Source organism: Pseudomonas sp. G7(2022) (assembly GCF_052660475.1).
Genome location: NZ_CP109659.1, coordinates 1915388 through 1939347, shown reverse-complemented (window position 1 = coordinate 1939347; position 23960 = coordinate 1915388). Strand labels below are relative to the sequence as shown.

General features: G+C 60.1%; 27 protein-coding genes. 18 read left to right on the top strand and 9 right to left on the bottom strand.

What is annotated here, in order from left to right; all coding sequences use genetic code 11:
- Nucleotides 1-32 precede the first annotated feature (32 nt).
- Complete coding sequence (locus NE357_RS08840; RefSeq protein ID WP_169429531.1) at nucleotides 33-1871, bottom strand: long-chain-acyl-CoA synthetase; 1839 nt, start codon at nucleotides 1869-1871, stop codon at nucleotides 33-35.
- On the opposite strand from NE357_RS08840, the gene NE357_RS08835 reads away from it, so the two are divergent.
- Entirely contained in the window at nucleotides 1870-2184 is a 315-nt protein-coding gene (locus tag NE357_RS08835) for a hypothetical protein (RefSeq protein WP_169429530.1), read from the top strand. The genes NE357_RS08840 and NE357_RS08835 overlap by 2 nt on opposite strands.
- Before the next feature lie 75 nt (nucleotides 2185-2259).
- Entirely contained in the window at nucleotides 2260-2538 is a 279-nt protein-coding gene (locus NE357_RS08830; RefSeq protein WP_039769924.1) for a DUF3509 domain-containing protein, read from the top strand.
- A 77-nt stretch (nucleotides 2539-2615) separates the two neighbouring features.
- Here the strand turns inward: NE357_RS08830 and mtnC are convergent, their stop codons facing one another.
- The 5 genes from mtnC to aroC all read right to left on the bottom strand — a co-directional run bounded on the left by mtnC (nucleotide 2616) and on the right by aroC (nucleotide 6832).
- Complete coding sequence (gene mtnC, locus NE357_RS08825) at nucleotides 2616-3299, bottom strand: acireductone synthase (RefSeq protein WP_169429529.1); 684 nt, start codon at nucleotides 3297-3299, stop codon at nucleotides 2616-2618.
- Nucleotides 3300-3303: 4 nt separating this feature from the next.
- Nucleotides 3304-3849: a 1,2-dihydroxy-3-keto-5-methylthiopentene dioxygenase gene (locus NE357_RS08820; protein ID WP_169429528.1), complete on the bottom strand. Its 546-nt coding sequence runs from the start codon at nucleotides 3847-3849 to the stop codon at nucleotides 3304-3306.
- 91 nt (nucleotides 3850-3940) lie between these two features.
- The gene (locus NE357_RS08815) at nucleotides 3941-4567 is read right to left on the bottom strand and encodes a methylthioribulose 1-phosphate dehydratase (RefSeq protein ID WP_169429527.1); all 627 of its coding nucleotides are present in this window, start codon (nucleotides 4565-4567) and stop codon (nucleotides 3941-3943) included.
- On the bottom strand, nucleotides 4564-5709 hold the full coding sequence (locus NE357_RS08810) for an MFS transporter (protein WP_169429526.1): 1146 nt from the start codon (nucleotides 5707-5709) through the stop codon (nucleotides 4564-4566). The genes NE357_RS08815 and NE357_RS08810 overlap by 4 nt, the downstream gene beginning before the upstream one ends.
- 31 nt (nucleotides 5710-5740) lie before the next feature.
- Nucleotides 5741-6832, bottom strand: a complete 1092-nt coding sequence (aroC, locus tag NE357_RS08805) for a chorismate synthase (protein ID WP_169429525.1) — start codon at nucleotides 6830-6832, stop codon at nucleotides 5741-5743.
- Between the two features lie 130 nt (nucleotides 6833-6962).
- Between aroC and NE357_RS08800 the strand changes: the two genes are divergently transcribed.
- Nucleotides 6963-7916, top strand: a complete 954-nt coding sequence (locus NE357_RS08800; RefSeq protein ID WP_169429524.1) for an alpha/beta hydrolase — start codon at nucleotides 6963-6965, stop codon at nucleotides 7914-7916.
- A 97-nt stretch (nucleotides 7917-8013) separates the two neighbouring features.
- On the top strand, nucleotides 8014-8805 hold the full coding sequence (locus NE357_RS08795; RefSeq protein WP_096822947.1) for a hypothetical protein: 792 nt from the start codon (nucleotides 8014-8016) through the stop codon (nucleotides 8803-8805).
- 42 nt (nucleotides 8806-8847) lie between these two features.
- Here the strand turns inward: NE357_RS08795 and prmB are convergent, their stop codons facing one another.
- Nucleotides 8848-9756: a 50S ribosomal protein L3 N(5)-glutamine methyltransferase gene (prmB, locus tag NE357_RS08790; RefSeq protein ID WP_085710643.1), complete on the bottom strand. Its 909-nt coding sequence runs from the start codon at nucleotides 9754-9756 to the stop codon at nucleotides 8848-8850.
- Nucleotides 9757-9995: 239 nt separating this feature from the next.
- Here prmB and NE357_RS08785 point away from each other — a divergent pair, with 239 nt between their 5' ends.
- The 5 genes from NE357_RS08785 (at nucleotide 9996) to NE357_RS08765 (ending at nucleotide 12768) form a co-directional block, all read left to right on the top strand.
- Nucleotides 9996-10586 (top strand): cysteine hydrolase family protein, encoded by a 591-nt coding sequence (locus tag NE357_RS08785; RefSeq protein ID WP_169429523.1) that lies wholly within the window; start codon nucleotides 9996-9998, stop codon nucleotides 10584-10586.
- Between the two features lie 131 nt (nucleotides 10587-10717).
- Nucleotides 10718-11038: a hypothetical protein gene (locus NE357_RS08780; RefSeq protein ID WP_169429522.1), complete on the top strand. Its 321-nt coding sequence runs from the start codon at nucleotides 10718-10720 to the stop codon at nucleotides 11036-11038.
- 75 nt (nucleotides 11039-11113) lie between these two features.
- The gene (locus NE357_RS08775; RefSeq protein WP_169429521.1) at nucleotides 11114-11671 is read left to right on the top strand and encodes a Smr/MutS family protein; all 558 of its coding nucleotides are present in this window, start codon (nucleotides 11114-11116) and stop codon (nucleotides 11669-11671) included.
- Between the two features lie 77 nt (nucleotides 11672-11748).
- Nucleotides 11749-12294 carry a GTP cyclohydrolase I FolE gene (gene folE, locus NE357_RS08770; protein WP_003204506.1) on the top strand — a complete coding sequence of 182 codons (546 nt, stop codon included), beginning with the start codon at nucleotides 11749-11751 and terminating at the stop codon, nucleotides 12292-12294.
- Between the two features lie 102 nt (nucleotides 12295-12396).
- A complete protein-coding gene (locus NE357_RS08765) occupies nucleotides 12397-12768 on the top strand; it encodes a glutathione S-transferase N-terminal domain-containing protein (RefSeq protein ID WP_007960011.1) in 372 nt (123 codons plus the stop codon).
- Nucleotides 12769-12800: 32 nt separating this feature from the next.
- On the opposite strand, the gene NE357_RS08760 is transcribed toward NE357_RS08765, so the two are convergent.
- Nucleotides 12801-13967, bottom strand: coding sequence for an aminotransferase-like domain-containing protein (locus NE357_RS08760; RefSeq protein ID WP_169429520.1), 1167 nt, complete (start codon nucleotides 13965-13967; stop codon nucleotides 12801-12803).
- A gap of 82 nt (nucleotides 13968-14049) precedes the next feature.
- On the opposite strand from NE357_RS08760, the gene NE357_RS08755 reads away from it, so the two are divergent.
- From NE357_RS08755 to NE357_RS08740, 4 genes are all read left to right on the top strand, one after another.
- Nucleotides 14050-14496 carry a MarR family winged helix-turn-helix transcriptional regulator gene (locus tag NE357_RS08755; protein WP_169429519.1) on the top strand — a complete coding sequence of 149 codons (447 nt, stop codon included), beginning with the start codon at nucleotides 14050-14052 and terminating at the stop codon, nucleotides 14494-14496.
- Between the two features lie 249 nt (nucleotides 14497-14745).
- Nucleotides 14746-16095, top strand: a complete 1350-nt coding sequence (locus NE357_RS08750) for an NCS2 family permease (RefSeq protein WP_114881997.1) — start codon at nucleotides 14746-14748, stop codon at nucleotides 16093-16095.
- Between the two features lie 87 nt (nucleotides 16096-16182).
- Nucleotides 16183-16812, top strand: a complete 630-nt coding sequence (locus NE357_RS08745) for a LysE family translocator (protein WP_169429518.1) — start codon at nucleotides 16183-16185, stop codon at nucleotides 16810-16812.
- 140 nt (nucleotides 16813-16952) lie between these two features.
- Nucleotides 16953-18545 (top strand): hypothetical protein, encoded by a 1593-nt coding sequence (locus NE357_RS08740; RefSeq protein ID WP_169429517.1) that lies wholly within the window; start codon nucleotides 16953-16955, stop codon nucleotides 18543-18545.
- A 107-nt stretch (nucleotides 18546-18652) separates the two neighbouring features.
- Here the strand turns inward: NE357_RS08740 and uraH are convergent, their stop codons facing one another.
- Entirely contained in the window at nucleotides 18653-19006 is a 354-nt protein-coding gene (gene uraH / locus NE357_RS08735; protein WP_169429516.1) for a hydroxyisourate hydrolase, read from the bottom strand.
- Between the two features lie 430 nt (nucleotides 19007-19436).
- Here uraH and puuE point away from each other — a divergent pair, with 430 nt between their 5' ends.
- From puuE to NE357_RS08710, 5 genes are all read left to right on the top strand, one after another.
- A complete protein-coding gene (gene puuE / locus NE357_RS08730; protein ID WP_039769896.1) occupies nucleotides 19437-20363 on the top strand; it encodes an allantoinase PuuE in 927 nt (308 codons plus the stop codon).
- Nucleotides 20360-20875: a 2-oxo-4-hydroxy-4-carboxy-5-ureidoimidazoline decarboxylase gene (gene uraD / locus NE357_RS08725; protein ID WP_064594598.1), complete on the top strand. Its 516-nt coding sequence runs from the start codon at nucleotides 20360-20362 to the stop codon at nucleotides 20873-20875. The genes puuE and uraD overlap by 4 nt, the downstream gene beginning before the upstream one ends.
- 90 nt (nucleotides 20876-20965) lie before the next feature.
- Nucleotides 20966-21961 (top strand): allantoicase, encoded by a 996-nt coding sequence (alc, locus tag NE357_RS08720; protein WP_169429515.1) that lies wholly within the window; start codon nucleotides 20966-20968, stop codon nucleotides 21959-21961.
- Nucleotides 21962-22081: 120 nt separating this feature from the next.
- Nucleotides 22082-22585, top strand: coding sequence for an ureidoglycolate lyase (locus tag NE357_RS08715; protein WP_027613342.1), 504 nt, complete (start codon nucleotides 22082-22084; stop codon nucleotides 22583-22585).
- 51 nt (nucleotides 22586-22636) lie between these two features.
- Nucleotides 22637-23950 carry a urate hydroxylase PuuD gene (locus NE357_RS08710; RefSeq protein ID WP_169429514.1) on the top strand — a complete coding sequence of 438 codons (1314 nt, stop codon included), beginning with the start codon at nucleotides 22637-22639 and terminating at the stop codon, nucleotides 23948-23950.
- Nucleotides 23951-23960 lie beyond the last annotated feature (10 nt).

Here is a 23960-nt window from a genome sequence, read left to right as displayed (position 1 = left end):
CCCCTTTTTTCCAAGGCTGCCGATAGCCAATATCAATAGCGGTACTTGCCTGCCCGGATGTCGGCAAGGATTTCATCCGTGACCTGCACGTAGGTTTCGGTCCCTGGCAGCCAGGCATAAATCGGATCATCGCCCGTCAGGCCGGGATCGAAACCTTCGTTTTTCAAGCGCGTCTTCTGATATTTGAAGGTACCGGTGGTTTCCATCTTCACCTTGACCCGCAAGAACAACGGCACGGCATAGGCCGGCATGCGCTGGCGGGCGAAGGCCAGCAGTTCGGCGAAATCCAGGGTCGCCAGCGACTCGGCCGGGGTGATCGCCGCCATGCCGGCGCGGCCATTGGTGTTGGGGATTTCCACGCCATAGGCCACGGCTTCGGAGATGTGCGGATGCTGGAGCAGCAGGTTCTCGACCTCGGTGGTCGAGACGTTCTCGCCCTTCCAGCGGTAGGTATCACCGAGGCGATCGACAAACTGCGCATGACCGAAACCGATGTTGCGCAGCAGGTCGCCGGTGTTGAAGAAGCGATCCCCCTTGGCAAACACGTCCTGCAGCACGACCTTGGCGGTTTTTTGCGGATCGGTGTAGCCGTCCAGCGGCGCCTTGTCGTCGATCCGTGCCAGCAACAGACCCCGCTCGCCCCGATCGACCTTGCGCATGAAGCCGTCGGCACCGCGAATCGGTTCACCGCTGTCCTGGTCATAGGCGACCAGCTCCCAGGCCATCAGCGAGAAACCGATGGTGTTGTCAAAATTGAGGATGTTGGTGAAGCCGATATTGCCGTCGCTGGCCGCGTACAGTTCACAGATGTGATCCACCGCAAACCGGGTCTTGAACTCGGCCCACGCACCGGGCCGCAAACCGTTGCCGATCATCTTGCGCACGTCATGGCGGCTGTCGTCGCTGCTGACCGGCTGATCCACCAGATAGCGGCACAACTCACCGACGTAGCCGATGGTGGTTGCGCGGTAGCGACGCACGTCGTTCCAGAACTGCCGGGCGCTGAACTTGCGGCGAATCGCGAAGCCCGACGCGCCATTGACCGCCGATCCCCAGCACACGCAAAGCCCGGTGGCGTGATACAGCGGCAAAGTGCAATAGACGATGTCGTCCGGGCGCATGTCGAGGGCGATCATGCCGAAGCTTGCCGAACTGCGCATCCAGCGTCCGTGCTTGAACACCCCGGCCTTGGGCAAGCCGGTGGTGCCGGAGGTGTAGATGTAGAAGCACGGGTCATCGAAGAAGATCTGCCGGCTGCTGGCCGGGTTGTCGACAGGTGCGTCGGCGCTGGCACTGATCAGATTGGTGTAACCCTGCGGGGCGATGCCCGGGTGACTGAAAGTGTCCTGATCCGCCACGAACCAGGTGCGGACCGGCGCAATCGTCACTTGCTCGCGCACCGCCGCGAAGGCTGGCAGCAATTCTTCCCCGACGACGATCGCCACCGGCGCCACCAGATTGATGCTGTGGATCAGCGTGTCGCGGGTCTGCGACGTGTTGAGCAGCGCGCTGACGGCGCCGACCTTGGCCAGCGCCAGAATCGTCACCAGCAGTTCCGGGCGGTTTTCGATGAACACCGCCACCACATCGCCTTTGCCGATGCCCTGCCCGATCAGGTAGTGGGCGATGCGGTTGGCCCACTGGTTGACCTGTGAATAACTCAGCACCACCTCGCCCGACAGCAGCGCGGGGCCATCGGGATTGCGCAGGGTCGCTTGTTCGAATGTCCAGCCCAGGCCACAGGTTTGGGTCGGATCCTTGACGTTGGCCACCTTCATGCCTTTCACCACCCGAGGGATGGCTTTGGCGATCATCGGCAGTTTGCGGAGCATCATGCCCCAGGTAATCGTGTCGCTAGGCGCGTGGCGCATGGCAGCTCCCGTTCGACCTTGGCGTGCAGGCCGGATTTTTATTGTCGGGCAATCGGGTGAGACAACCGGCGCTTCTCGAGCGAGGGTCGAGGCCGAAAATACGTCAGGGCTTCTCGGGCTGTACACGCGGTTTTTGCAATGTTTTGTATCCGCCAATGCTACGAGGCGAAACGTGATTGCGGCCGGAGGGAATGGTTCCATCGGATCGACCATGATCCCGCAAAATGCAGGATGCACGATGGCCATTCATGCAGATTGCACGACACCCGAAATTAACGAAATTTATAACTTATTGATTTATATGGATTTTTAAAATCGAAAATACTGGCACAATCGCTGCAACTCCCTCCGCATGCTTGCCATTCAAGTGCATACGGAGCTGAAAGACATGAACCTGATCCAAGAAAAATTTACTTCCCTGTTCTCCAACTTCGCCGTCACTACTCAGCCACGTCCCGATGGCGGAATCCTGCTGACACTGAAGAGTGCCGACGGCAAAGTATTCAAGCGTGCGTTGACCTATCAGCAATTGCACACCGGCGATCAACTGTCGTGGGCGATCAGCGCGATTCGTCGTGATCTGGCGGAACAGGCCAGCGAGCTGCCGCAAATCGGCATGCTGCAAAGTCAGCAGCGTTTTGCCCTGCCGACCTATCACTCGATGTAATCCGGGCACCGCATAAACAAACAGGCCGTGGAGCTTTCGCTTCACGGCCTGTTTGTTTATGCGTCCATTGTGTGAATTCAGAACGCTTCCGGCTCAATCCCGGTAAAGCTGTCGACGGTCACATGCCCTGCCAGCTCCCCGCCCTCACGGGCCAGCCCGCAGGTTTGCAAACCGGCGGCCTGGGCGGCGTCGAGTTCCTGAACGATGTCGGACAGGAACAGGATCTCCTGCGGCTCGACCCCGATGGCTTGCTGGATATTGCTGTACGACTGCGCTTCGCGCTTGGGCCCCGACGTGGTGTCGAAGTAGCCGCTGAACAACGGTGTCAGATCCCCTGCTTCCGAGCAGCCGAAAATCAGCTTCTGCGCCTGGATCGAACCGGACGAATACACGAACAGTTGATACCCGGCCTGATGCCAGCGCTGGAGCGCTTCGACAGCGTCCGGGTAAACATGGCCCTTCAACTGCCCGGCCTGATAACCCTGTTCCCAGACCATGCCTTGCAACGCCTTCAGCGGCGTGGCCTTGCGATCCTCGGCAATCCAGCCCAGCAGAATGTCCACGACCCGTTCAACATCGGCCTGCGGTTCGTTGCTGTCACGGCGCACAGCGTCCAGTTGTCCGGCAACGTCTGCACGTGCGGCGTTCTGGCGAACGAAGTCCGGCAGGTGTCTGGCGGCATACGGAAACAGCACGTCGAACACAAAACTCACCGCGCTGGTGGTGCCTTCGATATCGGTGAGGATGACCTTGATCGACATCGCCTCAGTCCTCCAGACGCGGGAAGCGGCCGGCGATGTCTTCGCCGGTGAAGTTGGCAACCCAGCCTTCAGGGTTGTTGAACAGCCGGATCGCCACGAAATGCGGGTTCTCGCCCATGTCGAACCAGTGTTTGGTACCCGCGGGTACCGAAATCAGGTCGTTCTTCTCGCACAGCACGGCGTAGACGTAATCGTCGATGTGCAGGGTGAACAGGCCACGACCGGCGACGAAGAAACGCACTTCATCTTCGCCATGGCGATGTTCTTCAAGGAACTTGGCACGCAACTCGGCCTTTTGCGGGTGATCGCTGTTGAGGCTGACCACATCGACTGTGATGTAACCGCATTCGGTCATCAGCTTGTCGATCTGCTCTTTATAAGCACCGATCACTTCTTCCTGGCTGGCGCCGGGCTGGATCTTCGCGGCGGCTTGCCAACGGTCGAAGCGCACGCCCTGCTCGGCCAGGGTCGAGGCGATGTCTTCGAAATGGGTCAGCACCTTGTTCGGAATCTCGGGGCTGGAAACGTGATAGACGGACAGGCTGCTCATGGGGCATTCCTCGGTATCGGCCTTGCCGTCCGGTTCTTTCAGACCGGTCGGGCACTGCATTCATCAGGCAAATGGGCTGGTTCTGGTGAAGTCAGCCTTGGCGGTTCATGACGCTGCGGGTCTTCAACTCGCATTCAAACAGAAATTCAAAGGCCTCGATCTGGCGCAACGCGTCGCTCATCTGCGCGCCCCAGGTGTAGAGACCGTGGCCGCGTATCAGATAACCCACGCAATCGGGATGGGCGTCGAGCCAAGGCTGCACCTTGGCGGCGAGGCGAGCAATGTCCTGATCGTTGTCGAAGATCGGTACTCGCACCCGGGATTCGTGGGTCGAGATGCCGCTGAAGGCTTTCTGCAGTTCGTAGTCTTCGAACTCGATGAAGTCTTCGGGCGTCAGGCGCGACAGCACCGTGGCGTTTACCGAGTGGGTGTGCAGCACGGCACCGATCTCCGGGCGCCAGCTATACAGCTGGGTGTGCAGCAGGGTTTCGGCGGACGGTTTTTTGCCCGGTTCCAGACTGTTGCCGCAAAGATCGGTGGCCAGTACATCGTCCGGCCCCAACTGACCCTTGTGCTTGCCGGACACGGTCAACAGCGCTTCGCTCGGCGACAGGCGCGTCGAATAGTTGCTGCTGGTGGCCGGCGACCAGCCGCGACCATAAAGAAAACGCCCGGCATCGACGATTTGCTGGGCAAGCTGTTCACGGGTAAGGCTCATGGCCTGTCCTCTTGCATTCGAATGGCAATGATAACGGCAGCGGCGAGCGCTGCGAGACTGGCAATACTAAAGGTCAATGTCGCACCGAGGGCATTCCAGCTGTAGCCGGAATACAACGCGCCGAGCGCGCCGCCAGTGCCGGCCAGTGCGGCATACAACGCCTGGCCCTGCCCTTGCTGGCGCGCGCCGAAGCTACGCTGCACGAACGCGATGGCTGCGGCATGAAAGCTGCCGAACGTCGCGGCGTGCAGCACCTGGGCAAACAGCAGCACCCAGAGGAATTCGGCGAACGAACCTAGCAGCAACCAGCGCAGCGCCGCCAGCAGAAAACTTGCCATCAGCACCCGGCGAAGGGAAAAACGCGCAAGGATCCGGCTCATCGCCATGAACATCAGCACTTCCGCCACCACGCCAACGGCCCAGAGCATGCCGATCACGCCACGGCTGTAACCCAATCGCTCGAGGTGCAAGGTCAGAAAGGTGTAATACGGCCCGTGACTCATCTGCATCAGCGCCACGCAAGCGTAGAACGCCAGCACCCCGGGACTGCGCAACTGCTTGAGAAAACCCTCGCCCGTCGGCCGGTTGCCCTGAGGCGGCTGCGCATTCGGCACCCACAGACTGCTGAGCACGATGCCGGCCATGATCAGCACCAGCGCCGCCGGGTAAATGTCGAGGCTGAGCCATTCGAACAATCGCCCCAGCGCCACCACGGTGATGATAAAACCGATGGAACCCCACAGCCGAATCTGGCTGTAGCGGGAGGTCTGACCTTGCAGATGCGCCAGGGTGATGACTTCAAATTGCGGCAACACCGCGTGCCAGAAGAACGCATGCAACGCCATGACCATCGCCAGCCAGGCGTAAGTCTTGCTGACGAAAATCAGCGAGAAGGTCAGCAGCGTACACACCGCGCCGAAGCGCACGATGGCCAGTCGTCTGCCGCTGTAGTCGCCGAGCCAGCCCCAGATGTTCGGCGCCACGCAGCGCATCAGCATGGGGATCGCCACCAGCTCGCCGATGCGTGCGGCGCTGAATCCAAGGTGATCGAAGTACAACGCCAGAAACGGCGCCGTCGAGCCGAGCAAGGCGAAATAGAACAGATAGAAACTGGACAGCCGCCAGTACGGGAGCGCCGCCACGGTCAGACCGCGGCGGCTTCGAGATCACCCATCAAAGCTGACCCAGCACCGGGGTGCTGACGCGCACGTCGGCGTTCTGGCCACGGTGACGCAGCAGGTGATCCATCAGCACGATGGCCATCATCGCCTCGGCAATCGGCGTGGCGCGGATGCCGACGCATGGGTCGTGACGGCCCTTGGTAATCACGTCGACCGGGTTGCCGTCGATGTCGATCGAACGGCCCGGGGTGGTGATGCTCGAGGTCGGCTTCAAGGCCAGGTGCGCGACGATCGGCTGACCCGAAGAGATTCCGCCGAGAATGCCGCCAGCGTTGTTGCTGAGGAAACCTTCCGGGGTCAGTTCGTCACGGTGCTCGGTGCCGCGCTGGGCGACGCAGGCAAAACCGGCCCCGATCTCCACGCCTTTGACGGCGTTGATGCTCATCAGCGCGTGGGCCAGTTCGGCGTCGAGGCGGTCGAAGATCGGCTCGCCCAGACCCGGCATCACACCTTCGGCAACCACGGTGATCCTGGCCCCGACCGAGTCCTGATCGCGGCGCAATTGGTCCATGTAGGCTTCCAGTTCCGGCACTTTGTCCGGGTCCGGGCTGAAGAAGGCGTTCTGCTCGACCGACTCCCAGGTCTTGAACGGGATTTCGATCGGGCCGAGCTGGCTCATGTAGCCGCGAATGACGATGCCCTGGGTCGCCAGGTATTTCTTGGCAATCGCGCCGGCCGCCACGCGCATGGCCGTTTCCCGCGCCGAGCTGCGACCGCCGCCGCGGTAATCGCGCTCGCCGTATTTATGGTGGTAGGTGTAGTCGGCATGGGCCGGACGAAACAGATCCTTGATCGCCGAGTAGTCCTTTGACTTCTGGTCGGTGTTGCGGATCAACAGGCCGATGGAGCAGCCGGTGGTGCGGCCCTCGAACACGCCGGACAGGATTTCGACTTCATCCGCTTCCTGGCGCTGGGTGGTGTGGCGGCTGGTCCCCGGCTTGCGGCGATCGAGGTCGCGTTGCAGATCCTCAAGGGAAATCTCCAGGCCCGGCGGGCAGCCGTCGACAATGGCGACCAACGCCGGACCATGGCTTTCGCCCGCGGTGGTGACAGTGAACAACTTGCCGTAGGTATTGCCGGACATGCAGGACGCTCCGTGAAATCAAACCCAAATTCATGATGCGCGCCAGTATACGCAGGCTAACCGAGTAGTTCATCCTCGAACCTTGGCGGTGTTGGTGAGTCCAACCGGCACCTTTGCAAATGATGGCGTGATGATGCTGCGAGTTTTGATCTTGAGCCTTACCCTGTTTACTGGCTTTGTCCAGGCGACCGTCCTGCAACGTCCGGTGACTCTGGACACCGGCAGCGGAGAACTTTTCGGCTCCCTGTTGCTGCCAAAGTCTGACAATCCGGTGCCGGTTGTCCTCATTATTTCTGGCTCGGGTCCTACGGATCGTGACGGAAACAACCCCGACGGCGGGCGCAACGACAGCCTCAAACGGCTGGCCTGGGTGCTGGCCAAGCACAATATCGCCAGCGTACGTTTCGACAAGCGCGGGGTGGCCGCGAGCCTGGCCGCAACGCCGGATGAGCGCAATCTGTCGGTGGACGCCTATGTGGCGGACGCCGTGGCCTGGGGCCAGAAGCTCAAGGCTGACCCGCGTTTCGGCCCGTTGATCTTGCTCGGCCACAGCGAGGGAGCACTGATCGCCAGCCTGGCCGCACCGAAAGTCGACGCCGCCGCGGTCATTTCACTGTCCGGCACCGCCCGACCGATCGATCAGGTGTTGCGCCGGCAACTGGCACGCAGCCTGCCGCCATCTTTGATGCAGCGCAGTAATGAACTGCTCGACAGCCTCAAGGCCGGTCACACCGACGACAATGTCCCGCCGCCGTTGCAGGCGATTTTCCGCCCGAGCGTGCAACCGTATCTGATTTCGCTGTTCCGACAGGACCCTTCCGCCGCCTTCGCTCAACTGAAAATGCCGGCCTTGATTGTCCAGGGCAGCAACGACATTCAGGTTCAGGTCGATGACGCCAACCTGCTCAAGGCGGCAAAACCCGATGCGACGCTGGCGTTGATCGAGGGCATGAACCACGTGATGCGCATCGTGCCCAACGACGTGAAGCGGCAAATGGCCTCCTACAAGGATCCGAATTTGCCGCTGGCGGCGGAACTGGGCACCCGGATCCTCGAATTTATTGACGGACTTCGCACCCGTTAAGCGCTTTTCGCCCTCCAGTCTTGATGAAAACGGCCGATAAGCCTTTGTCGCCAGCGTACTGGCTGGCGGCAAGCAGCTTGGACAGGATCTCGCCGTTATGACCGATACCCAGACTTCACCCGACACCACCGCTGAAAAAGACGCACCGCCAGCGGTCGAGCTGCCATGGGCGGATGTCCACGTCGAGCACCACAAGATGCTCCGCCTGGCGCCGTTGCAGACCGACCGCAACACCGGCGGGCGGCCGTTGCGCTTTGTTGAATTCGGTTACGCCGAGCGCAACAGCAAAGAACACAGCCTGATGCGCATGTCGATCAAACTGCCAGCGCAGCGTGTGCGCAAGGAACAGAACCAGCTCGACGTGTGGGTCGACCACAAGACCAAACGCGTGCATTTCGGCCCGGACAGCGGTTTGCAGATAGAGCCGCTGAACCGTGGCATCGGCCGCTTCATGGCCGCCCAGGGCATCAACTGGGCGAAAAAGCGCTGGCCCACCTACACCGTCGACGGCATGGACTTGAACAACAAGGACGCGCTGAACGAAGACACTCGCCTGCGCCGCGATCACTTTCTGCGCGTGCATGGCTTTGACGTGGTTTACGCCGACGCCCAGCATTTGAAGGGCAGCGTCAAGGAAGTCCAGGTCGGTGACCTGCTGGGCGACTGGAACAGCGAAAAGCTGCAGATCGTCGAAATTCTTGAAGCTGCGCAGATGTTGCAACAGGCCGAGCAGAATCTGGCCGAGCAGGAAGTGAAGCTGAAGAAGCAGGAAGACAAGGTCAGCAAGTTCAAGCGCGAAGACGCCGGGCTGCGCTTCACCATTACTTGTCTGGTGGCGTTTGCGGTGTTTCAGGCCGGGTTGCTGATCTGGATTGCAACGCACCGCTGAGCCAATGACCGTTCCCACCGAGGTGGGAACGATCGGTTCAGGTCAGACGCGGGAAGCGAACAGTGCCTGATGATCGCGGCACTGTTCGGCGGTCAGCATGAACACGCCATGCCCGCCGCGCTGAAATTCCAGCCAGGCGAAATCGACTTCCGGGTACAGCGCTTCGACGTGTACCTGGCTGTTGCCCACCTCGACGATCAGCAAACCCTTCTCGGTGAGATGATCCGCCGCTTCGGCGAGCATCCGGCGCACCAGATTCAAACCATCATCGCCGCAGGCCAGGCCCAGCTCCGGCTCGTGCTGGTATTCGTCCGGCATGTCGGCGAAATCTTCCGCATCGACGTAGGGCGGGTTAGACACGATCAGGTCGAAACGTTGACCCGGCAGACCATCGAAACCATCGCCCTGCACGGTGAACACCCGCTCATCGACGCCATGGCGCTCGATGTTCTGGTTCGCCACTTCCAGCGCTTCGAACGACAGGTCCGCCAGTACCACTTCGGCGTTCTGGAACTCGTAAGCGCAGGCGATGCCGATGCAGCCGGAGCCGGTGCACAGGTCGAGAATTCGCGCCGGCTCGTCGCCGATCCATGGGGCAAAACGGTTTTCGATCAGCTCGCCAATCGGTGAACGCGGGATCAGCACGCGCTCGTCGACAATGAACGACATGCCGCAGAACCAGGCCTCGCCCAGCAGGTAGGCGGTCGGAATGCGCTCTTCGATGCGACGCTTGAGCAGGCGTTGCAGGTTGACCAGTTCATCGTCTTCCAGTGCGCAGTCCAGATAGCTGTCAGCGATTTCCCAAGGCAGATGCAAGGCACCGAGCACAAGTTGCCGGGCTTCGTCCCAGGCATTGTCGGTGCCATGGCCGAAAAACAGATCCTCCCCATGGAAGCGGCTGACGGCCCAACGGATGTGGTCGCGCAGGGTACGAAGTCGGGAAGTGATCACGGGGCAGAACTCCAGAAAAAACGACTGGCGATTCTACCAGCCAAAACGCGCCACGACGACGCAGGAAAAACTCCGGGGCGACGGTAGGACTCTTCCGATTTTCCCCTCGGCTATTGAACAGATCGTGTAACTTGACAAGGCTGCAGGCCAGCAACGACGGCGCCTACAACAGTAGCGATTCACAGAACCGCTCAGCCAGAGGACAATGTCGCAAAAGCCCCACCCCAAGGAGCCCCAGAATGTCCGTTCCAAAAACGATGTTTCAACTCAGCGGTCGCGGTTACGCAGCGGCCACGTTGAGCCATGCCACCGTGGTCATCATCGATGCCCAGAAAGAGTATCTCAGCGGCCCGCTGGCCCTGAGCGGCATGGACGCGGCTGTCGCGAACATCAAACAACTGGTTGCCGCCGCCCGCGCAGCCGGCCGGCCGATCGTGCACGTGCGCCACCTCGGCACCGTCGGCGGTCTGTTCGACCCGCAAGGCGAACGCGGCGAATTCATCCCCGGTCTGGAACCCCAGGGCGATGAAACCATCATCGGCAAACTGCTGCCGAGCGCTTTCCACGGCACCGAACTCTACGATCGTCTGCAAACCATCGGCTCGCTGGATCTGATCGTCTGCGGTTTCATGAGCCACTCCAGCGTCAGCACCACTGTGCGCGCGGCGAAAAACCTGGGCTTCCGCTGCACCCTCGTCGAAGACGCCTGCGCCACCCGCGATCTGCCGTTCAAGGGCCGTGTGCTCAGTGCCGCACAGGTTCAGGAGGCGGAAATGGCGATCATGGCCGACAACTTCGCCACCCTCGCGCTGACCAATGACCTGATCTGATCGACCGCCAATGAGCGGCTCTGCCCGCCGCTCATCCGCAAAAGCCTCGCATTTGCTTCAATTACCCTAGCCTCAGGAACAACCCGGTCAACTCCCGGTCGAAGGGCCGATACCCATTGAGGAAGGTCGGAATGAAGTTATCCGATGGATTTGACGCACGCCGCTTGCGGCCCAAAGGCCAAAGCAACTGGCGTTTTCGATTCGGCGCAGCGATCGCCGCCATTCTGGCGACGTTCGGCGTGCTGTTGGCGATGGCCGGGGTTGCCAGCCTGATCGGCCACCCGCCGGCACTCGGCGACTTGAATGCGACGCCGATGGGTTCGGCGATCATTCTGGCCGTCGGCCTGTTGTTCCTGTATTTCGGCGTGGCCCTGTGGCGTCGTTGCCGGCGTCGCGCCCGGCAATCTCGGGAATTGAACATGTCCCCGCACCTGATGAAAAAACACGACTGAATCGACGGCCTGGCTTTTTGCCGGGCCGTTTTGTGTCTGTTTGGGTAAACTGGCCGCCCTTCGCGGAGGCTGATTATGCAAGACGACGATTTTTCCCTGTTCAAAAGTGCGATCCAAGGCGTCAAGCCGATCAAGCACGACCGCGCCGACACCGGCAAACCCAAGGCTGACCGCGACCGGATCGCCAAGCTGCGCCAGTCCGCCACCGTGCGCACCGAAACCACTACTGTTGATGGTCTGTCCGATCAGTTCGTGATCGACGTCGGTCCCGAAGACGAACTGATGTGGGCCCGCGACGGCGTGCAGGAAAGCCAGATGCGCAAGCTCAAGGTCGGGCAGATCCCGTTCGAAGGCAGCCTCGACCTGCACGGCATGAGCGTCGAAAAGGCCCGGGAAACCCTATGGGCGTTTCTTGCCGAAGCGACCAGATTCGAAATCCGCTGCGTGCGCGTCACCCACGGCAAGGCTGTGCGACTCGACGGCAAGCGGCCAATGATCAAGAGCCACGTCAACACCTGGCTGCGCCAGCATGCGCAAGTGCTCGGTTTCTGCTCGTGCCAGGCGAAACACGGCGGGGCCGGCGCGGTCTACGTGATGCTCAAACGCACCATGATGGAAGGCCGCGACGAATAATCCCGTCACACCGAACTTGCAGGGGCGTGTCCGCCACCGTACCCTTGCCCTTTGCGAAAATCCCCACAGGTAGTTTCATGTCCCTGGAACAGAATTACACCGCGATTCTCGGCCAACTGGGCGAGGACGTCTCCCGCGAGGGCCTGCTCGACACGCCAAAGCGTGCCGCCAAAGCCATGCAGTACCTCTGCCGCGGTTATGAACAGACGCTCGAAGAGGTCACCAACGGTGCCCTGTTCAGCTCCGACAACAGCGAAATGGTGCTGGTCAAGGACATCGAGCTCTACTCGTTGTGCGAACACCACCTGCTGCCGTTCATCGGCAAGGCCCACGTCGCGTATATCCCGAGCGGCAAGGTGCTGGGCCTGTCGAAGGTCGCGCGGATCGTCGACATGTACGCCCGCCGCCTGCAGATCCAGGAAAACCTCAGCCGCCAGATCGCCGATGCGGTCCAGCAGGTCACCGGCGCGCTGGGCGTGGCCGTGGTGATCGAGGCCAAGCACATGTGCATGATGATGCGCGGTGTGGAGAAACAGAATTCGTCGATGATCACCTCGGTGATGCTCGGTGAGTTCCGCGAAAACGCGGCGACCCGCAGCGAGTTTCTCAGTCTGATCAAGTAATTTGCGACACAAAAAAACCGGCGTTGATCGCCGGTTTTTTTTCGTCCGTGAAAAATCGGGTAAGCTGCGCGCCTTCTTCAATGTCCCTGTGAGGCTTGTAACGTGTTCGTCAAAGCGCTTCGTGTCGGCCTCGGCCAACTGATCATCTTCGTTGACTTCCTGACCCGCCCGGGCAAGAAACAGCGCCCCGCCGCTGCCCAGGCCCAGGTCGACGCTGCCGCAAAAGACCTGACCCTGTATCAGTTCCACGCCTGCCCGTTCTGCGTGAAGACCCGCCGCAGCCTGCGCCGCCTGAATGTGCCGGTGGCGCTGAAGGATGCGAAAAACAACGAGCAGGATCGCCAGACCCTGCTGGAACAGGGCGGCAAGATCAAGGTGCCGTGCCTGCGCATCGAAGAGAACGGCCAGACCACCTGGATGTATGAGTCCAACACCATCATCGAATACCTGAACAAGCGGTTCGCCGCAGTCTGAACCCAAAAAAACCGGCCTGATGGCCGGTTTTTTCATGCCGCCTGCGCGGCCTGGGCCTGGCGCACCACCGCCGCCAGACGCTTGAGCCCTTCGTCCAGTCGTGCCGGATCGATGTGACTGAAGTTCAGGCGCAGATGACCGGGATTGCGATCCGGCTCGGGGAAGAACGGTTCGCCCGGCATGAACGCCACATCGTTGGCCAGTGCGGTGTTCAGCAGCGTGCGGGTGTCCAGCGGCTGTTTCAGGGTCAGCCAGAAAAACAGCCCGCCCTGCGGCGTGTTCCAGTCCGCCAGATCGGCGAAATGGATTTCCAGCGCCGCTTGAAAGGCATCTCTGCGCTGACGGTAAAAGCCGCGCAGTTCACTCAAGTGTTGCTGATATTTCTCGCTGCCGATCCACTGCAATGCCTGCCACTGACCAATGCGGTTGGTGTGCAGATCCGCCGACTGCTTGAGTTTGAGCAGATGCGGAAACAGATCCGGGCTCGCGATCAGGTAGCCGACGCGCAGACCCGGCAGCAGGGTTTTCGATACGGTGCCGGTGTAGATCCAGCTGGATTTCTTCAGACGTCCGGCAATCGGTTGGGCGCTGCCGCCGTCGAAGGTCAGTTCGCGGTAAGGCTCGTCTTCGATCAGGGTCACGCCGAACTCGTCGAGCAATGCCGCAACAGCTTCGCGCCTGGCTTCGCTGTAGCGCACGGCGGACGGGTTCTGGAAGGTCGGGATCAGGTAGATGAACGCTGGGCGGTGCTGCTCCAGACGCTGACGCAATTGCGCAAGGTTCGGACCGTCAGCCTCCATCGGCACGGTCAGGCAATCGGCGCCGAACAGCTGGAAGATCTGCAGGGCCGCCAGATAGGTCGGCGCTTCGAGCAGGATTTCCGTGCCCTTGTCGATGTACAACTTGGCCGCCAGATCGAGAGTTTGCTGGGAACCACTGACCACCAGCACCTGACTCGCCTCACATGGCAAACCCAGCGCCCTCGCCTCTGCCGCCAGGGCTTCGCGCAACGCAGGTTCTCCTTCGCTCATGCCGTATTGGCCCAGAGACAGCGGCATGTCGGTCCAGTCGACCTTCGGCAACATCGCTTCAGCCGGCAAACCGCCGGCGAAGGACATCACTTCCGGGCGCTGGGCCGCTGCAAGGATTTCACGGATCAGAGAACTTTTGAGACGCGAGACACGTTCGGAAAAAGCCATGGAAGTCACCGCTAGCAAGGCATGAGAAAAATGAGTCAAACTTGTTGACTGAAATTACGACACTCTCACTGGAAGCGTCAACATGCTTGACCTTAAAAACTGCAGCAGCCAACAGCAAGCCATGGAAGCGTTCTTCTTCGGCTATCAGGCGTTCACTGCCAAGGCCGACGAAATGCTCGAGCGTCGTGGCCTGTCCCGAGTGCATCAGCGCATCGTGTTTTTTATCGCCCGCTATCCCAATCTGAGCGTCAAGGAGCTGCTCGCGCTGCTCGGCGTGAGCAAACAGGCGCTGAACATGCCGTTGCGGCAATTGCAGGAAATGCACCTGGTGGACAGCGTGGCGTCCGAGACTGACAAGCGTAAGCGTCTGCTGGAACTGACTATCGAAGGTGCGAAGTTTGAACAGGCGCTGCGTCGCGAGCAGGTGAAATTACTTGAGCGGGTGTTTGCCGAGGCCGGCGAAACCGCGGTGAATGGCTGGCTGGCGGTGAATATGGCGCTGGGAAAAAACCAGACAACTCTCGACTGAACGCCCTGCCCTCTTCGCTGGCAAGCCAGCGAAGAGGGCCCCTGCAAGCGATATATCCCTATCGGCAAAACTTTCGTCAACAAAACCAAAAACATTATTTGCTTTATTTGTATACAAAAGCATAATCCACTGCGTGCGAGTTCCTGACTGCATGGTCAACAAATTCGCGTATGCCTCAAAGGGCCGCTGCCACCCCCTCATAGGGTCCGGCTCTGGAAATAACAATAAAACTCTTGAGGAGTACTCGCTGTGGAAAGCCGCAAATCCGAAGCATCGACGCTGGAACTCTCGCCGCCGTTACGCAATGGCCTGCTTGAGCGCCTCTTTAAACTCAGCTTGCATGGCACCACGGTGAAGACCGAGCTGATCGCCGGTCTGACAACCTTCATCACCATGGCCTACATCATTTTCGTCAACCCGAACATCATGGCCGATGCCGGGATCGATCACGGTGCAGCCTTCGTCGCCACCTGTATCGCCGCCGCGCTGGGTTGCCTGCTGATGGGTCTCTACGCCAACTGGCCGGTAGGCCTGGCGCCGGGCATGGGCCTCAACGCATTCTTCACCTACACCGTGGTCGGCACCATGGGTTACAACTGGGAAACCGCCCTCGGTGCGGTGTTCGTTTCGGGCGTGCTGTTCATGATCCTGACCTTTTCGCGGATTCGCGAATGGCTGCTTAACAGCATCCCGGTCAGCCTGCGCTTTGCGATGGGTGCCGGTGTTGGCCTGTTCCTCGGGCTGATCGGCCTGAAAACTGCTGGCATCGTCGTCGATAGCCCGGCCACCCTGATCAAACTCGGCTCGCTGCGTGAACCCGGCCCGCTGCTCGCCGCCATCTGCTTCCTGATGATCGCGATCCTCAGCTACCACAGGGTATTCGGCGCAATCCTCATCAGCATTATTACCGTGACCCTGGCCGGCTGGGGCCTGGGCATCGTGCACTACTCAGGCATCATGTCGACTCCGCCAAGCCTGGCGCCGACCTTCATGGCCATGAACGTTGCCGGCGTGTTCAACGTCAGCATGATCAGCGTGGTGCTCGCCTTCCTCTTTGTGCACATGTTCGACACCGCCGGCACCCTGATGGGCGTCGCCCAGCGTGCCAATCTAGTGGGGGCTGACGGCCGCATCGAAAACCTCTCTCGCGCCATGAAAGCAGACTCCGCCTCCAGCGTATTTGGTGCGGTCGTCGGTGTACCGCCGGTCACCAGCTACGTGGAAAGTGCCGCGGGTGTAGCCGCTGGTGGTCGGACTGGTCTTACCGCAGTGACCGTCGGTGTGCTATTTATAGCCGCGATGTTCTTCGCACCGCTGGCAGGCATGATTCCCGCCTATGCCACCGCTGGCGCGCTGATCTATGTAGCGATGCTGATGATGGGCGGCATGGCGCACATCGAATGGGACGAAGCGACCGACAGCATTCCGGCCATCGTTACCGCGATCATGATGCCACTGACCTTCTCGGTCGCCGACGGCATCGCGCTGGGCTTCATTACCTATGTCGCGCTGAAGGCCGGCACCGGTAAATACAAAGAGATTTCCGTCAGTCTGTGGGTGCTCTGCGCGATCTTCATCGCCAAGTTCATCTTCCTGTAAGCGACACGCGGTTCACGCTTCAAAACAGCCTCACCCTGCCGGGTGGGGCTTTTGCACATTCTTGATAACGATAAAAGGGAGAACGTGATGAGTCTGGAAACCTGGCTGCTGTTCAGCGGCGCTGCGCTGGTGGTGATCCTGATTCCGGGGCCACTGTCGTTGCTGATGATCAGCAACAGTCTGAATTACGGTCTGCGCCGCTCATACCCGGCCTTCCTGGGTGGCGTAAGCGCGTCGATATGCCTGCTCAGCGCTTCGGCCCTGGGACTGGGCGCCCTGTTGCTGGCATCGGAAAAACTCTTCAGCGCGCTGAAAATCGTCGGTGCGCTGTATCTGTTCTACCTCGCCTGGCAGAGCTGGCAGCAATCGCGTCAACCATCAGTCGGGGCCCAGGTTCCACACTCAGCGCCGGCTCCGCGCTTTCGCGCACTGTTCGGGCGAGCCTTTGTACTGGGCGCCAGCAATCCAAAAGATATCCTGTTCTTCGCCGCGTTTCTGCCGCAGTTCCTCAGCACCGAACAACCGTTTGTGCCACAACTGCTGGTGATGATTGTGACCTGGACGCTGCTCGACCTGCTCTGCAAGCTGACCTACGGCCTCGGCGCCCACGGTGCGGCACGCTACCTGCGCAGCGGCAAGGGCCAGAGCTGGTTCAACCGTATCAGTGCCGGATTGTTTGGTGGCGCAGGTGCGGCCTCATTGCTGAGCAGTCACTAAGTTCGTCGAGAACGGGTGATGCCCGGCAACATTTCACCTCACGAATAGATATATGTACCGCACTTCGCAGCGTTGATTCACCGAACATCCGGCCTCTTCTGGCCAGACCAACGTGAATCGACCTTGCGAGTGAAATACCCATGAGCCCCAAACGCCCGATAAAACCCGGTGCATCAACCACCTCCCCCGACACGCCCTTCAACCTTCCCGACGTCGGGCCTCCGGCACTCCACAGGCTGCCGCTGAACATCGCTCCCCATGGCGAAGAGCGAGTACCTGTCGATCCCCCCGGGACCGCTGTTCAATCATCTTCCTCCCGACCTGTACCTTTGGAGATCGTCGACCTTCCGGCCGAGACCCACATCACCCCTGTCGTGGTCCATGCACCGATCGAACACTATTTTCTCCCCCCCAATCAGCTATCCAGGCTTCCGGCGCCGAATGAGCTTTCCGGCATTCGGGAACTCGGGACGCAAAGGCATTTCGTGGATCTTCAGGAAGGGGGGACCGTGTTGCTGGGCATTGATGCGGAGAATCATTTCCGGGCCAGATTGAACAGCGACTACAGACCTTCCGGTCCACGAGTCGAACGGGTGGAAGGCACCCTCACCTGGCGCGTGAAACCCATCGACGAGGGCGCCAGCGGCAGCGATTCCAGATTAACGCTCAAGCGGCTGCGAAGCACGGATGATGATCCGCAAGAGGTTGTCGCGCCCAAACGTTCTTCCACCTCGACGGGTAATGAATGGTCCGACCCCTGGAAAAAATGGGATGCGCCACCCCGGGATACATCCATCGGCGGCATTGAAGTCGATGGCATCCGGTTTCTGCTTGTGCCGCACGGTAGCGACCCGGATCACCCGATCGTTTACATCAAGAATCCGGAACACTGGATGTATGACTTCGACTACATGGAACGCATCCTCGGCACCGACCTGATGCAGCAACCCAGAGGTGCGATCCGTGTTCCGCCCGCCAATCAGTGGGAGGTCGATCCGAACCTGCCCTTTCAACACCCGCTGACGCAGTACATCGCCACTTATTTTCCGCTGTTGTCGTATACCTCGGTGAACAAGGTGGCCAGACATCAATTCGGCCTGGCCAACGATGGGGATATGGCAACCGGCGTGGGTTTGACTCGCCTCAGGCAAACGTTCAACGATTGGAAACGCGGTAACAGCACGCCCCATCCGTCACTGGCCGATCCATTACTGATGCTGCCGACGCTGGCAACATCCAGCGCTATGCCAGGGCTCGGCCGCACCCTGGAATTGCCAACCCTGACCCCGGAAGGCCCTCTGCAGCGGCTTGACTTCGCCCTGACAAGGCAAGAGTGGGATTATTTCAAAGCGACGCAGTCAGGCGTTGACCTCAAGCGGCTCATGGCCAATATCCTGAATCGCCAGGGCTATGATGTCTTCACGCCAACGCCTTCAACTTCCTTTCCAGCCTTGGTATTTCGCCGGGAGAATCATCCCTTTGTCTTTTTCATCAGCCTGCATCGCGTCAGGGGCAAGAAAATTCATCAACCTCTGAATTCCGCTCCTGATGCCAGCGAAGCCCGGTTGAACACCCAGGTCGGATACCCGGCTTTGCAGGAAATGCTCCAGGCACACGCTGAAAACAGACTGGTGTGGCTCAAGGGTGGCTCTCAGATTCATGCTTCGCAACCGGACAGCATTTTCATCGTCAGGGATGATGAGTCGAGGCTCGGAACGCTTGCCGACCTGTAATCAGGGATGCTTTTGGCAAGACGAAAAAAAGCCCGCAGTGTGAGCGGGCGAAAGACCAAAGAAGCTATATGCGCAGTCGCTTCCCGGCAGGGGCAGCAGCTTGGGGGTCAGCTGCCCCGGTAGGTGGAATAGCTGTAAGGCGAGATCAGCAACGGTACGTGGTAGTGATCCTGTTCGGCAGAGATGCCGAACCGCAGCACCACCACGTCCAGGAATGCCGGCTCCGGCAACTGGACGCCACGGGCGCGGTAGTAATCGCCGGCGTGGAACTGGACCTGATAGACACCGGTACGGTAGTCATCGCCTTGCAGCAGCGGCGCGTCGACCCGGCCATCGCTGTTGGTAAGCGCACTGGCAACCAATTCCAGGTGCGAACCTTCAACGCGGTACAGCTCGATCTTGATCGAGCTGCCCGGGCAACCGTGTGCAGCGTCCAAAACGTGTGTTGTCAAACGTCCCATTGATTCTGCGCGCCTGCCTGCGTGGAGCAGTCAGACTTCGCGCCTCCCGAAGTCAGTTGAAAAGGAGACCGCACCGTTTCGGAGCACGAAAAGCTGCGGCGAGCGATTGATTAAGACACTTTTCAAAAAAATTGTACACAATAAAAACGACATTTTTCCTTCCACCGCCGCCATCCTTGAATTTCCCGGTGGTTTGCCCTTCAACCTTGCATTCATTGAACCCTCCATCCACTAGCTGACTGGTCAGGCAGGTTTCTTGCAGGTTCACGCCATTAACAGCAAAAGATGACGGCCGGTGAAAAATGCGAAAATTCAGGCTTACAAATTGAGAATAAAGTTGTATACAATCAGCCCATCGCTGTGACGCCAGCCTGCCATCCAAACTTCAGGGCGCCACACAATCTGTCAACGAATAAGAAGGAAGACTGCAGTGAGCGCTGACTACCCACGCGACCTGATCGGTTACGGCAGTAACCCTCCTCACCCACACTGGCCGGGCAATGCCCGGATCGCCCTGTCGTTCGTACTCAATTACGAAGAAGGCGGCGAGCGCAACATCCTGCACGGCGACAAAGAATCGGAAGCCTTCCTCTCGGAAATGGTCGCCGCCCAGCCTCTGCAAGGCGCGCGCAACATGAGCATGGAATCGCTTTACGAGTATGGCAGCCGTGCCGGCGTCTGGCGGATTCTGAAACTGTTCAAGGAATTCGACATTCCGCTGACCATCTTCGCCGTGGCCATGGCCGCCCAGCGCCACCCGGACGTGATCCGCGCGATGGTCGAGGCCGGTCACGAGATCTGCAGCCACGGCTACCGCTGGATCGACTACCAGTACATGGACGAAGCGCAGGAACGCGAGCACATGCTCGAAGCGATCCGCATCCTCACCGAACTCACCGGCGAGCGCCCGCTGGGCTGGTACACCGGTCGCACCGGCCCGAACACCCGTCGTCTGGTGATGGAAGAAGGCGGTTTCCTCTACGACTGCGACACCTACGACGACGACCTGCCCTACTGGGAACCGAACAACCCGACCGGCAAGCCGCACCTGGTGATTCCTTACACCCTGGACACCAACGACATGCGCTTCACCCAGGTCCAGGGTTTCAACAAGGGCGACGACTTCTTCGAATACCTCAAAGATGCGTTCGACGTGCTCTACGCCGAAGGCGCCGAAGCACCGAAGATGCTGTCGATCGGCCTGCACTGCCGCCTGATCGGCCGTCCGGCGCGCCTGGCGTCGCTCAAGCGCTTTATCGAATACGCTAAAAGTCATGAGCAGGTGTGGTTCAGCCGCCGCGTCGACATCGCACGTCACTGGCACGAAACCCACCCGTACCAAGGGGCTGCCAAATGAGCACCTTTCAAACCCTGCAACCGTCGACCCTGAGCCGCGACGCCTTCGTCAAAGCTTTCGCCGACATCTACGAACATTCGCCATGGGTGGCCGAGAAGGCCTTCGACCTGGGCCAGGACGCCTCGATCGATCAGATCGAAACCCTGCACCAGCGCATGAGCGACATCCTGTTGAGCGCCGATCACGCCAGTCAGCTGGCACTGATCAACGCTCACCCGGACCTGGCCGGCAAAGCTGCCGTCCAGGGCGAGTTGACCGAAGCCAGCACCCATGAACAGGCTGGCGCCGGTATTCACCAATGCACGGCCGAAGAGTTCCAGCGCTTCACCGAGCTGAACGACGCCTACAAGGCCAAGTTCAAGTTTCCCTTCATCATGGCGGTAAAAGGCAGCAACCGGCATCAGATCCTCGCGGCGTTCGAAACGCGCATTCACAACCCGGTCGACACCGAGTTCAAATGTGCGCTGGCGGAGATCAACAAGATCGCCCTGTTCCGATTACTGACTCTCTAGCGAGCCTGGCCCGAGAAACCTCTAGAACGCTTGTGTTTCCCAGGGCCCTGCAAGCATCCCAAGCCACTTATTTAAAGGCAGACAAGAAGAATGAAAGCTTACGCCGTACCTTTCGAGAAGTTCGTCAACCTGGCCGATGCCCGTCTGGGCACCAAAATCATCTCGGTCACCGATGACTGGTTTGCAGACGCCAATCGTCTGTTTCAGCCGACCCCGGCCGTGTGGAAGGAGGGCGTGTTCGATGACAACGGCAAGTGGATGGACGGCTGGGAATCGCGCCGCAAGCGCTTCGAAGGCTACGACAGCGCGGTGATCCGCCTGGGCGTACCGGGTTCGATCAAAGGCGTGGACATCGACACTTCATTCTTCACCGGCAACTTCCCGCCATCGGCCTCGCTGGAAGCCTGCTTCCTGGCGTCGGGCGAGCCGGACGAAAACACCCAGTGGACTGAAGTGCTGTCGGCCGTCGAGCTGCAAGGCAACAGCCACCACTACCACGAAATCAACAACGACAAGGCGTTCAGCCACCTGCGCTTCAACATCTACCCGGATGGCGGCGTTGCCCGTCTGCGCGTGTACGGCATTCCGTTCCGCGACTGGTCGGCAGTTGGCGACAACGAGCAAGTCGACCTGGCTGCAGCCCTCAACGGTGGCCGCGCCCTCGCCTGCTCCGACGAACACTTCGGCCGCATGAGCAACATCCTCAACCCGGGCCGTGGCATCAACATGGGCGACGGCTGGGAAACCGCACGTCGTCGCACGCCAGGCAATGACTGGGTGATCGTCGCACTGGGCCACCCGGGCGAGATCGAAAAAATCATCGTCGACACCCTGCACTTCAAGGGCAACTACCCGGACACCTGCTCGATCCAGGGCGCGTTCGTCAAGGGCGGCACCGACAGCCAGATCGAAACCCAGTCGCTGTTCTGGCGCGAACTGCTGCCGAGCCAGAAGCTGGAAATGCACGCCGAACACACCTTCGTCGAGCAGATCAAGGCGCTGGGCCCGATCACCCACATCCGTCTGAACGTGTTCCCGGATGGTGGTGTGAGCCGCCTGCGCGTATTGGGCAAGGTCGCTAAATAAGCGCTGAACCCGATCGCCAGCAGGCTGGCTCCCACAAGGGAATGTATCCCAGATGTGGGAGCTGGCCTGCCAGCGATAGCAACAGAACCAACAACACAGAATTCGGATAAGAAGAACAGCATGCGCACACTGACGATTGAACCGCTGACCAAAGAAGCCTTCGCCCCTTTCGGTGACGTAATCGAAACCGACGGCAGCGATCACTTCATGATCAACAACGGTTCGACCATGCGCTTCCACAAACTGGCGACGGTCGAAACCGCGACGCCTGAGGACAACGCGATCATCAGCATCTTCCGCGCCGACGCGCAGGACATGCCGCTGACCGTCAGCATGCTGGAACGCCATCCGCTGGGCAGCCAGGCTTTCATTCCGCTGCTCGGCAACCCCTTTCTGATCGTGGTCGCGCCACTTGGCGATGTACCTGTATCAGGCTTGGTCCGCGCCTTCGTCACCAACGGCAGGCAGGGCATCAATTACCATCGCGGCGTCTGGCACCACCCGGTGCTGACGATCGAAAAGCGGGATGACTTCCTGGTGGTTGATCGCAGTGGCACAGGCAACAACTGCGATGAGCATTTTTTCAAAGAGGATGAGCGTTTGATCCTCGCCCCCCACCAATAAGAGAAGGTCTGATCACTCGACAACAAGAGTGACAGGCGAGAGGTAAAGACTGTGGAAGCACATCTGTTGGAATGGCTGAACCTGAGCGTGCGCTGGGTTCACATGATCACTGGCGTGGCCTGGATCGGCGCGTCGTTCTACTTCGTCTGGCTGGAGAACAACCTCAACCGCGTCAACCCGAAAACCGGTCTTGCCGGTGATCTGTGGGCGATCCACGGCGGCGGTATCTATCACCTGGAAAAATACAAACTGGCCCCTCCGTCGATGCCGGAGAACCTGCACTGGTTCAAATGGGAAGCCTATTTCACCTGGATGTCGGGGATCGCGCTCCTTTGCGTGGTGTTCTACTCCAACCCCGTGCTCTACCTCGTGGCACCCGGCAGCGGCCTGACCGGCCCTGAAGGCGTGGCTATCGGCATCGGTTCGCTGATCGCCGGCTGGTTCATCTACGACTTCCTCTGCGATTCGCCCCTCGGCAAGAAACCCGCCCTGCTCGGCTTCATCCTGTTCGTGCTGATCATCGGCGCGGCGTATGGCTTCAGCAAGGTGTTCAGCGGTCGTGGTGCGTACCTGCACGTCGGCGCGATCATCGGCACCATCATGGTCGGCAACGTGTTCCGCATCATCATGCCGGCCCAGCGCGCACTGGTGGCCGCGATTGCCGAGAACCGCACGCCGGATCCGGCGCTGCCGGCCAAAGGCCTGCTGCGTTCGCGTCACAACAACTACTTCACCCTGCCGGTGCTGTTCATCATGATCAGCAACCACTTCCCGAGCACTTACGGCAGCCAGTACAACTGGCTGATCCTGGCCGGGATCGCCGTGTTGGCGGTGTTGGTGCGTCACTACTTCAACACCCGTCACGACAGCCACAAGTTTGCCTGGACCCTGCCGGTGGCAGCGGTGGGCATGATCAGTCTGGCGTACGTCACCGGCCCGGCGCCGATGTCGACCGCTCCGGACGTGGCCAAGGCGCCTGCGAAAATCGAGTACCAGCCGTTGCCGGAAACGGCGCTGGGTGGTGGCGCGAAACCGGCTGAAGCTGCACAACCGGCAGCCTCTGCCGCCCCTGCTGCCGCTCCGGCTCAGGCGTCCAACACCGGTCCTGCGTTCGACAAGGTGCACAACGTGATCCAGGAACGCTGCGCGGTCTGCCATTCGGCCAAACCGACCAGCCCGCTGTTCAGCGCGGCACCGGCCGGTGTGATGTTCGACACCCCCGAGCAGATCCGCCAGAACGCGGCGCGGATCCAGGCGCAAGCCATCACCACGCAGATCATGCCACTGGGCAACATCACGCAGATGACCCAGCAGGAACGTGACCTGATCGGTGCATGGATCGCCCAGGGAGCCCGGACCAACTAAGCAATAAAAG

What these genes read in the sequence shown, in the direction of transcription:
- NE357_RS08835 (WP_169429530.1), top strand. Translation starts at nt 1,870, where the DNA reads ATGGCAGCTCCCGTTCGACCTTGGCGTGCAGGCCGGATTTTTATTGTC.
- NE357_RS08840 (WP_169429531.1), bottom strand. Translation starts at nt 1,871, where the DNA reads ATGCGCCACGCGCCTAGCGACACGATTACCTGGGGCATGATGCTCCGC.
- NE357_RS08830 (WP_039769924.1), top strand. Translation starts at nt 2,260, where the DNA reads ATGAACCTGATCCAAGAAAAATTTACTTCCCTGTTCTCCAACTTCGCC.
- mtnC (WP_169429529.1), bottom strand. Translation starts at nt 3,299, where the DNA reads ATGTCGATCAAGGTCATCCTCACCGATATCGAAGGCACCACCAGCGCG.
- NE357_RS08820 (WP_169429528.1), bottom strand. Translation starts at nt 3,849, where the DNA reads ATGAGCAGCCTGTCCGTCTATCACGTTTCCAGCCCCGAGATTCCGAAC.
- NE357_RS08815 (WP_169429527.1), bottom strand. Translation starts at nt 4,567, where the DNA reads ATGAGCCTTACCCGTGAACAGCTTGCCCAGCAAATCGTCGATGCCGGG.
- aroC (WP_169429525.1), bottom strand. Translation starts at nt 6,832, where the DNA reads ATGTCCGGCAATACCTACGGCAAGTTGTTCACTGTCACCACCGCGGGC.
- NE357_RS08800 (WP_169429524.1), top strand. Translation starts at nt 6,963, where the DNA reads ATGATGCTGCGAGTTTTGATCTTGAGCCTTACCCTGTTTACTGGCTTT.
- NE357_RS08795 (WP_096822947.1), top strand. Translation starts at nt 8,014, where the DNA reads ATGACCGATACCCAGACTTCACCCGACACCACCGCTGAAAAAGACGCA.
- NE357_RS08785 (WP_169429523.1), top strand. Translation starts at nt 9,996, where the DNA reads ATGTCCGTTCCAAAAACGATGTTTCAACTCAGCGGTCGCGGTTACGCA.
- NE357_RS08780 (WP_169429522.1), top strand. Translation starts at nt 10,718, where the DNA reads ATGAAGTTATCCGATGGATTTGACGCACGCCGCTTGCGGCCCAAAGGC.
- NE357_RS08775 (WP_169429521.1), top strand. Translation starts at nt 11,114, where the DNA reads ATGCAAGACGACGATTTTTCCCTGTTCAAAAGTGCGATCCAAGGCGTC.
- folE (WP_003204506.1), top strand. Translation starts at nt 11,749, where the DNA reads ATGTCCCTGGAACAGAATTACACCGCGATTCTCGGCCAACTGGGCGAG.
- NE357_RS08760 (WP_169429520.1), bottom strand. Translation starts at nt 13,967, where the DNA reads ATGGCTTTTTCCGAACGTGTCTCGCGTCTCAAAAGTTCTCTGATCCGT.
- NE357_RS08755 (WP_169429519.1), top strand. Translation starts at nt 14,050, where the DNA reads ATGCTTGACCTTAAAAACTGCAGCAGCCAACAGCAAGCCATGGAAGCG.
- NE357_RS08745 (WP_169429518.1), top strand. Translation starts at nt 16,183, where the DNA reads ATGAGTCTGGAAACCTGGCTGCTGTTCAGCGGCGCTGCGCTGGTGGTG.
- NE357_RS08740 (WP_169429517.1), top strand. Translation starts at nt 16,953, where the DNA reads ATGAGCCCCAAACGCCCGATAAAACCCGGTGCATCAACCACCTCCCCC.
- uraH (WP_169429516.1), bottom strand. Translation starts at nt 19,006, where the DNA reads ATGGGACGTTTGACAACACACGTTTTGGACGCTGCACACGGTTGCCCG.
- uraD (WP_064594598.1), top strand. Translation starts at nt 20,360, where the DNA reads ATGAGCACCTTTCAAACCCTGCAACCGTCGACCCTGAGCCGCGACGCC.
- alc (WP_169429515.1), top strand. Translation starts at nt 20,966, where the DNA reads ATGAAAGCTTACGCCGTACCTTTCGAGAAGTTCGTCAACCTGGCCGAT.
- NE357_RS08715 (WP_027613342.1), top strand. Translation starts at nt 22,082, where the DNA reads ATGCGCACACTGACGATTGAACCGCTGACCAAAGAAGCCTTCGCCCCT.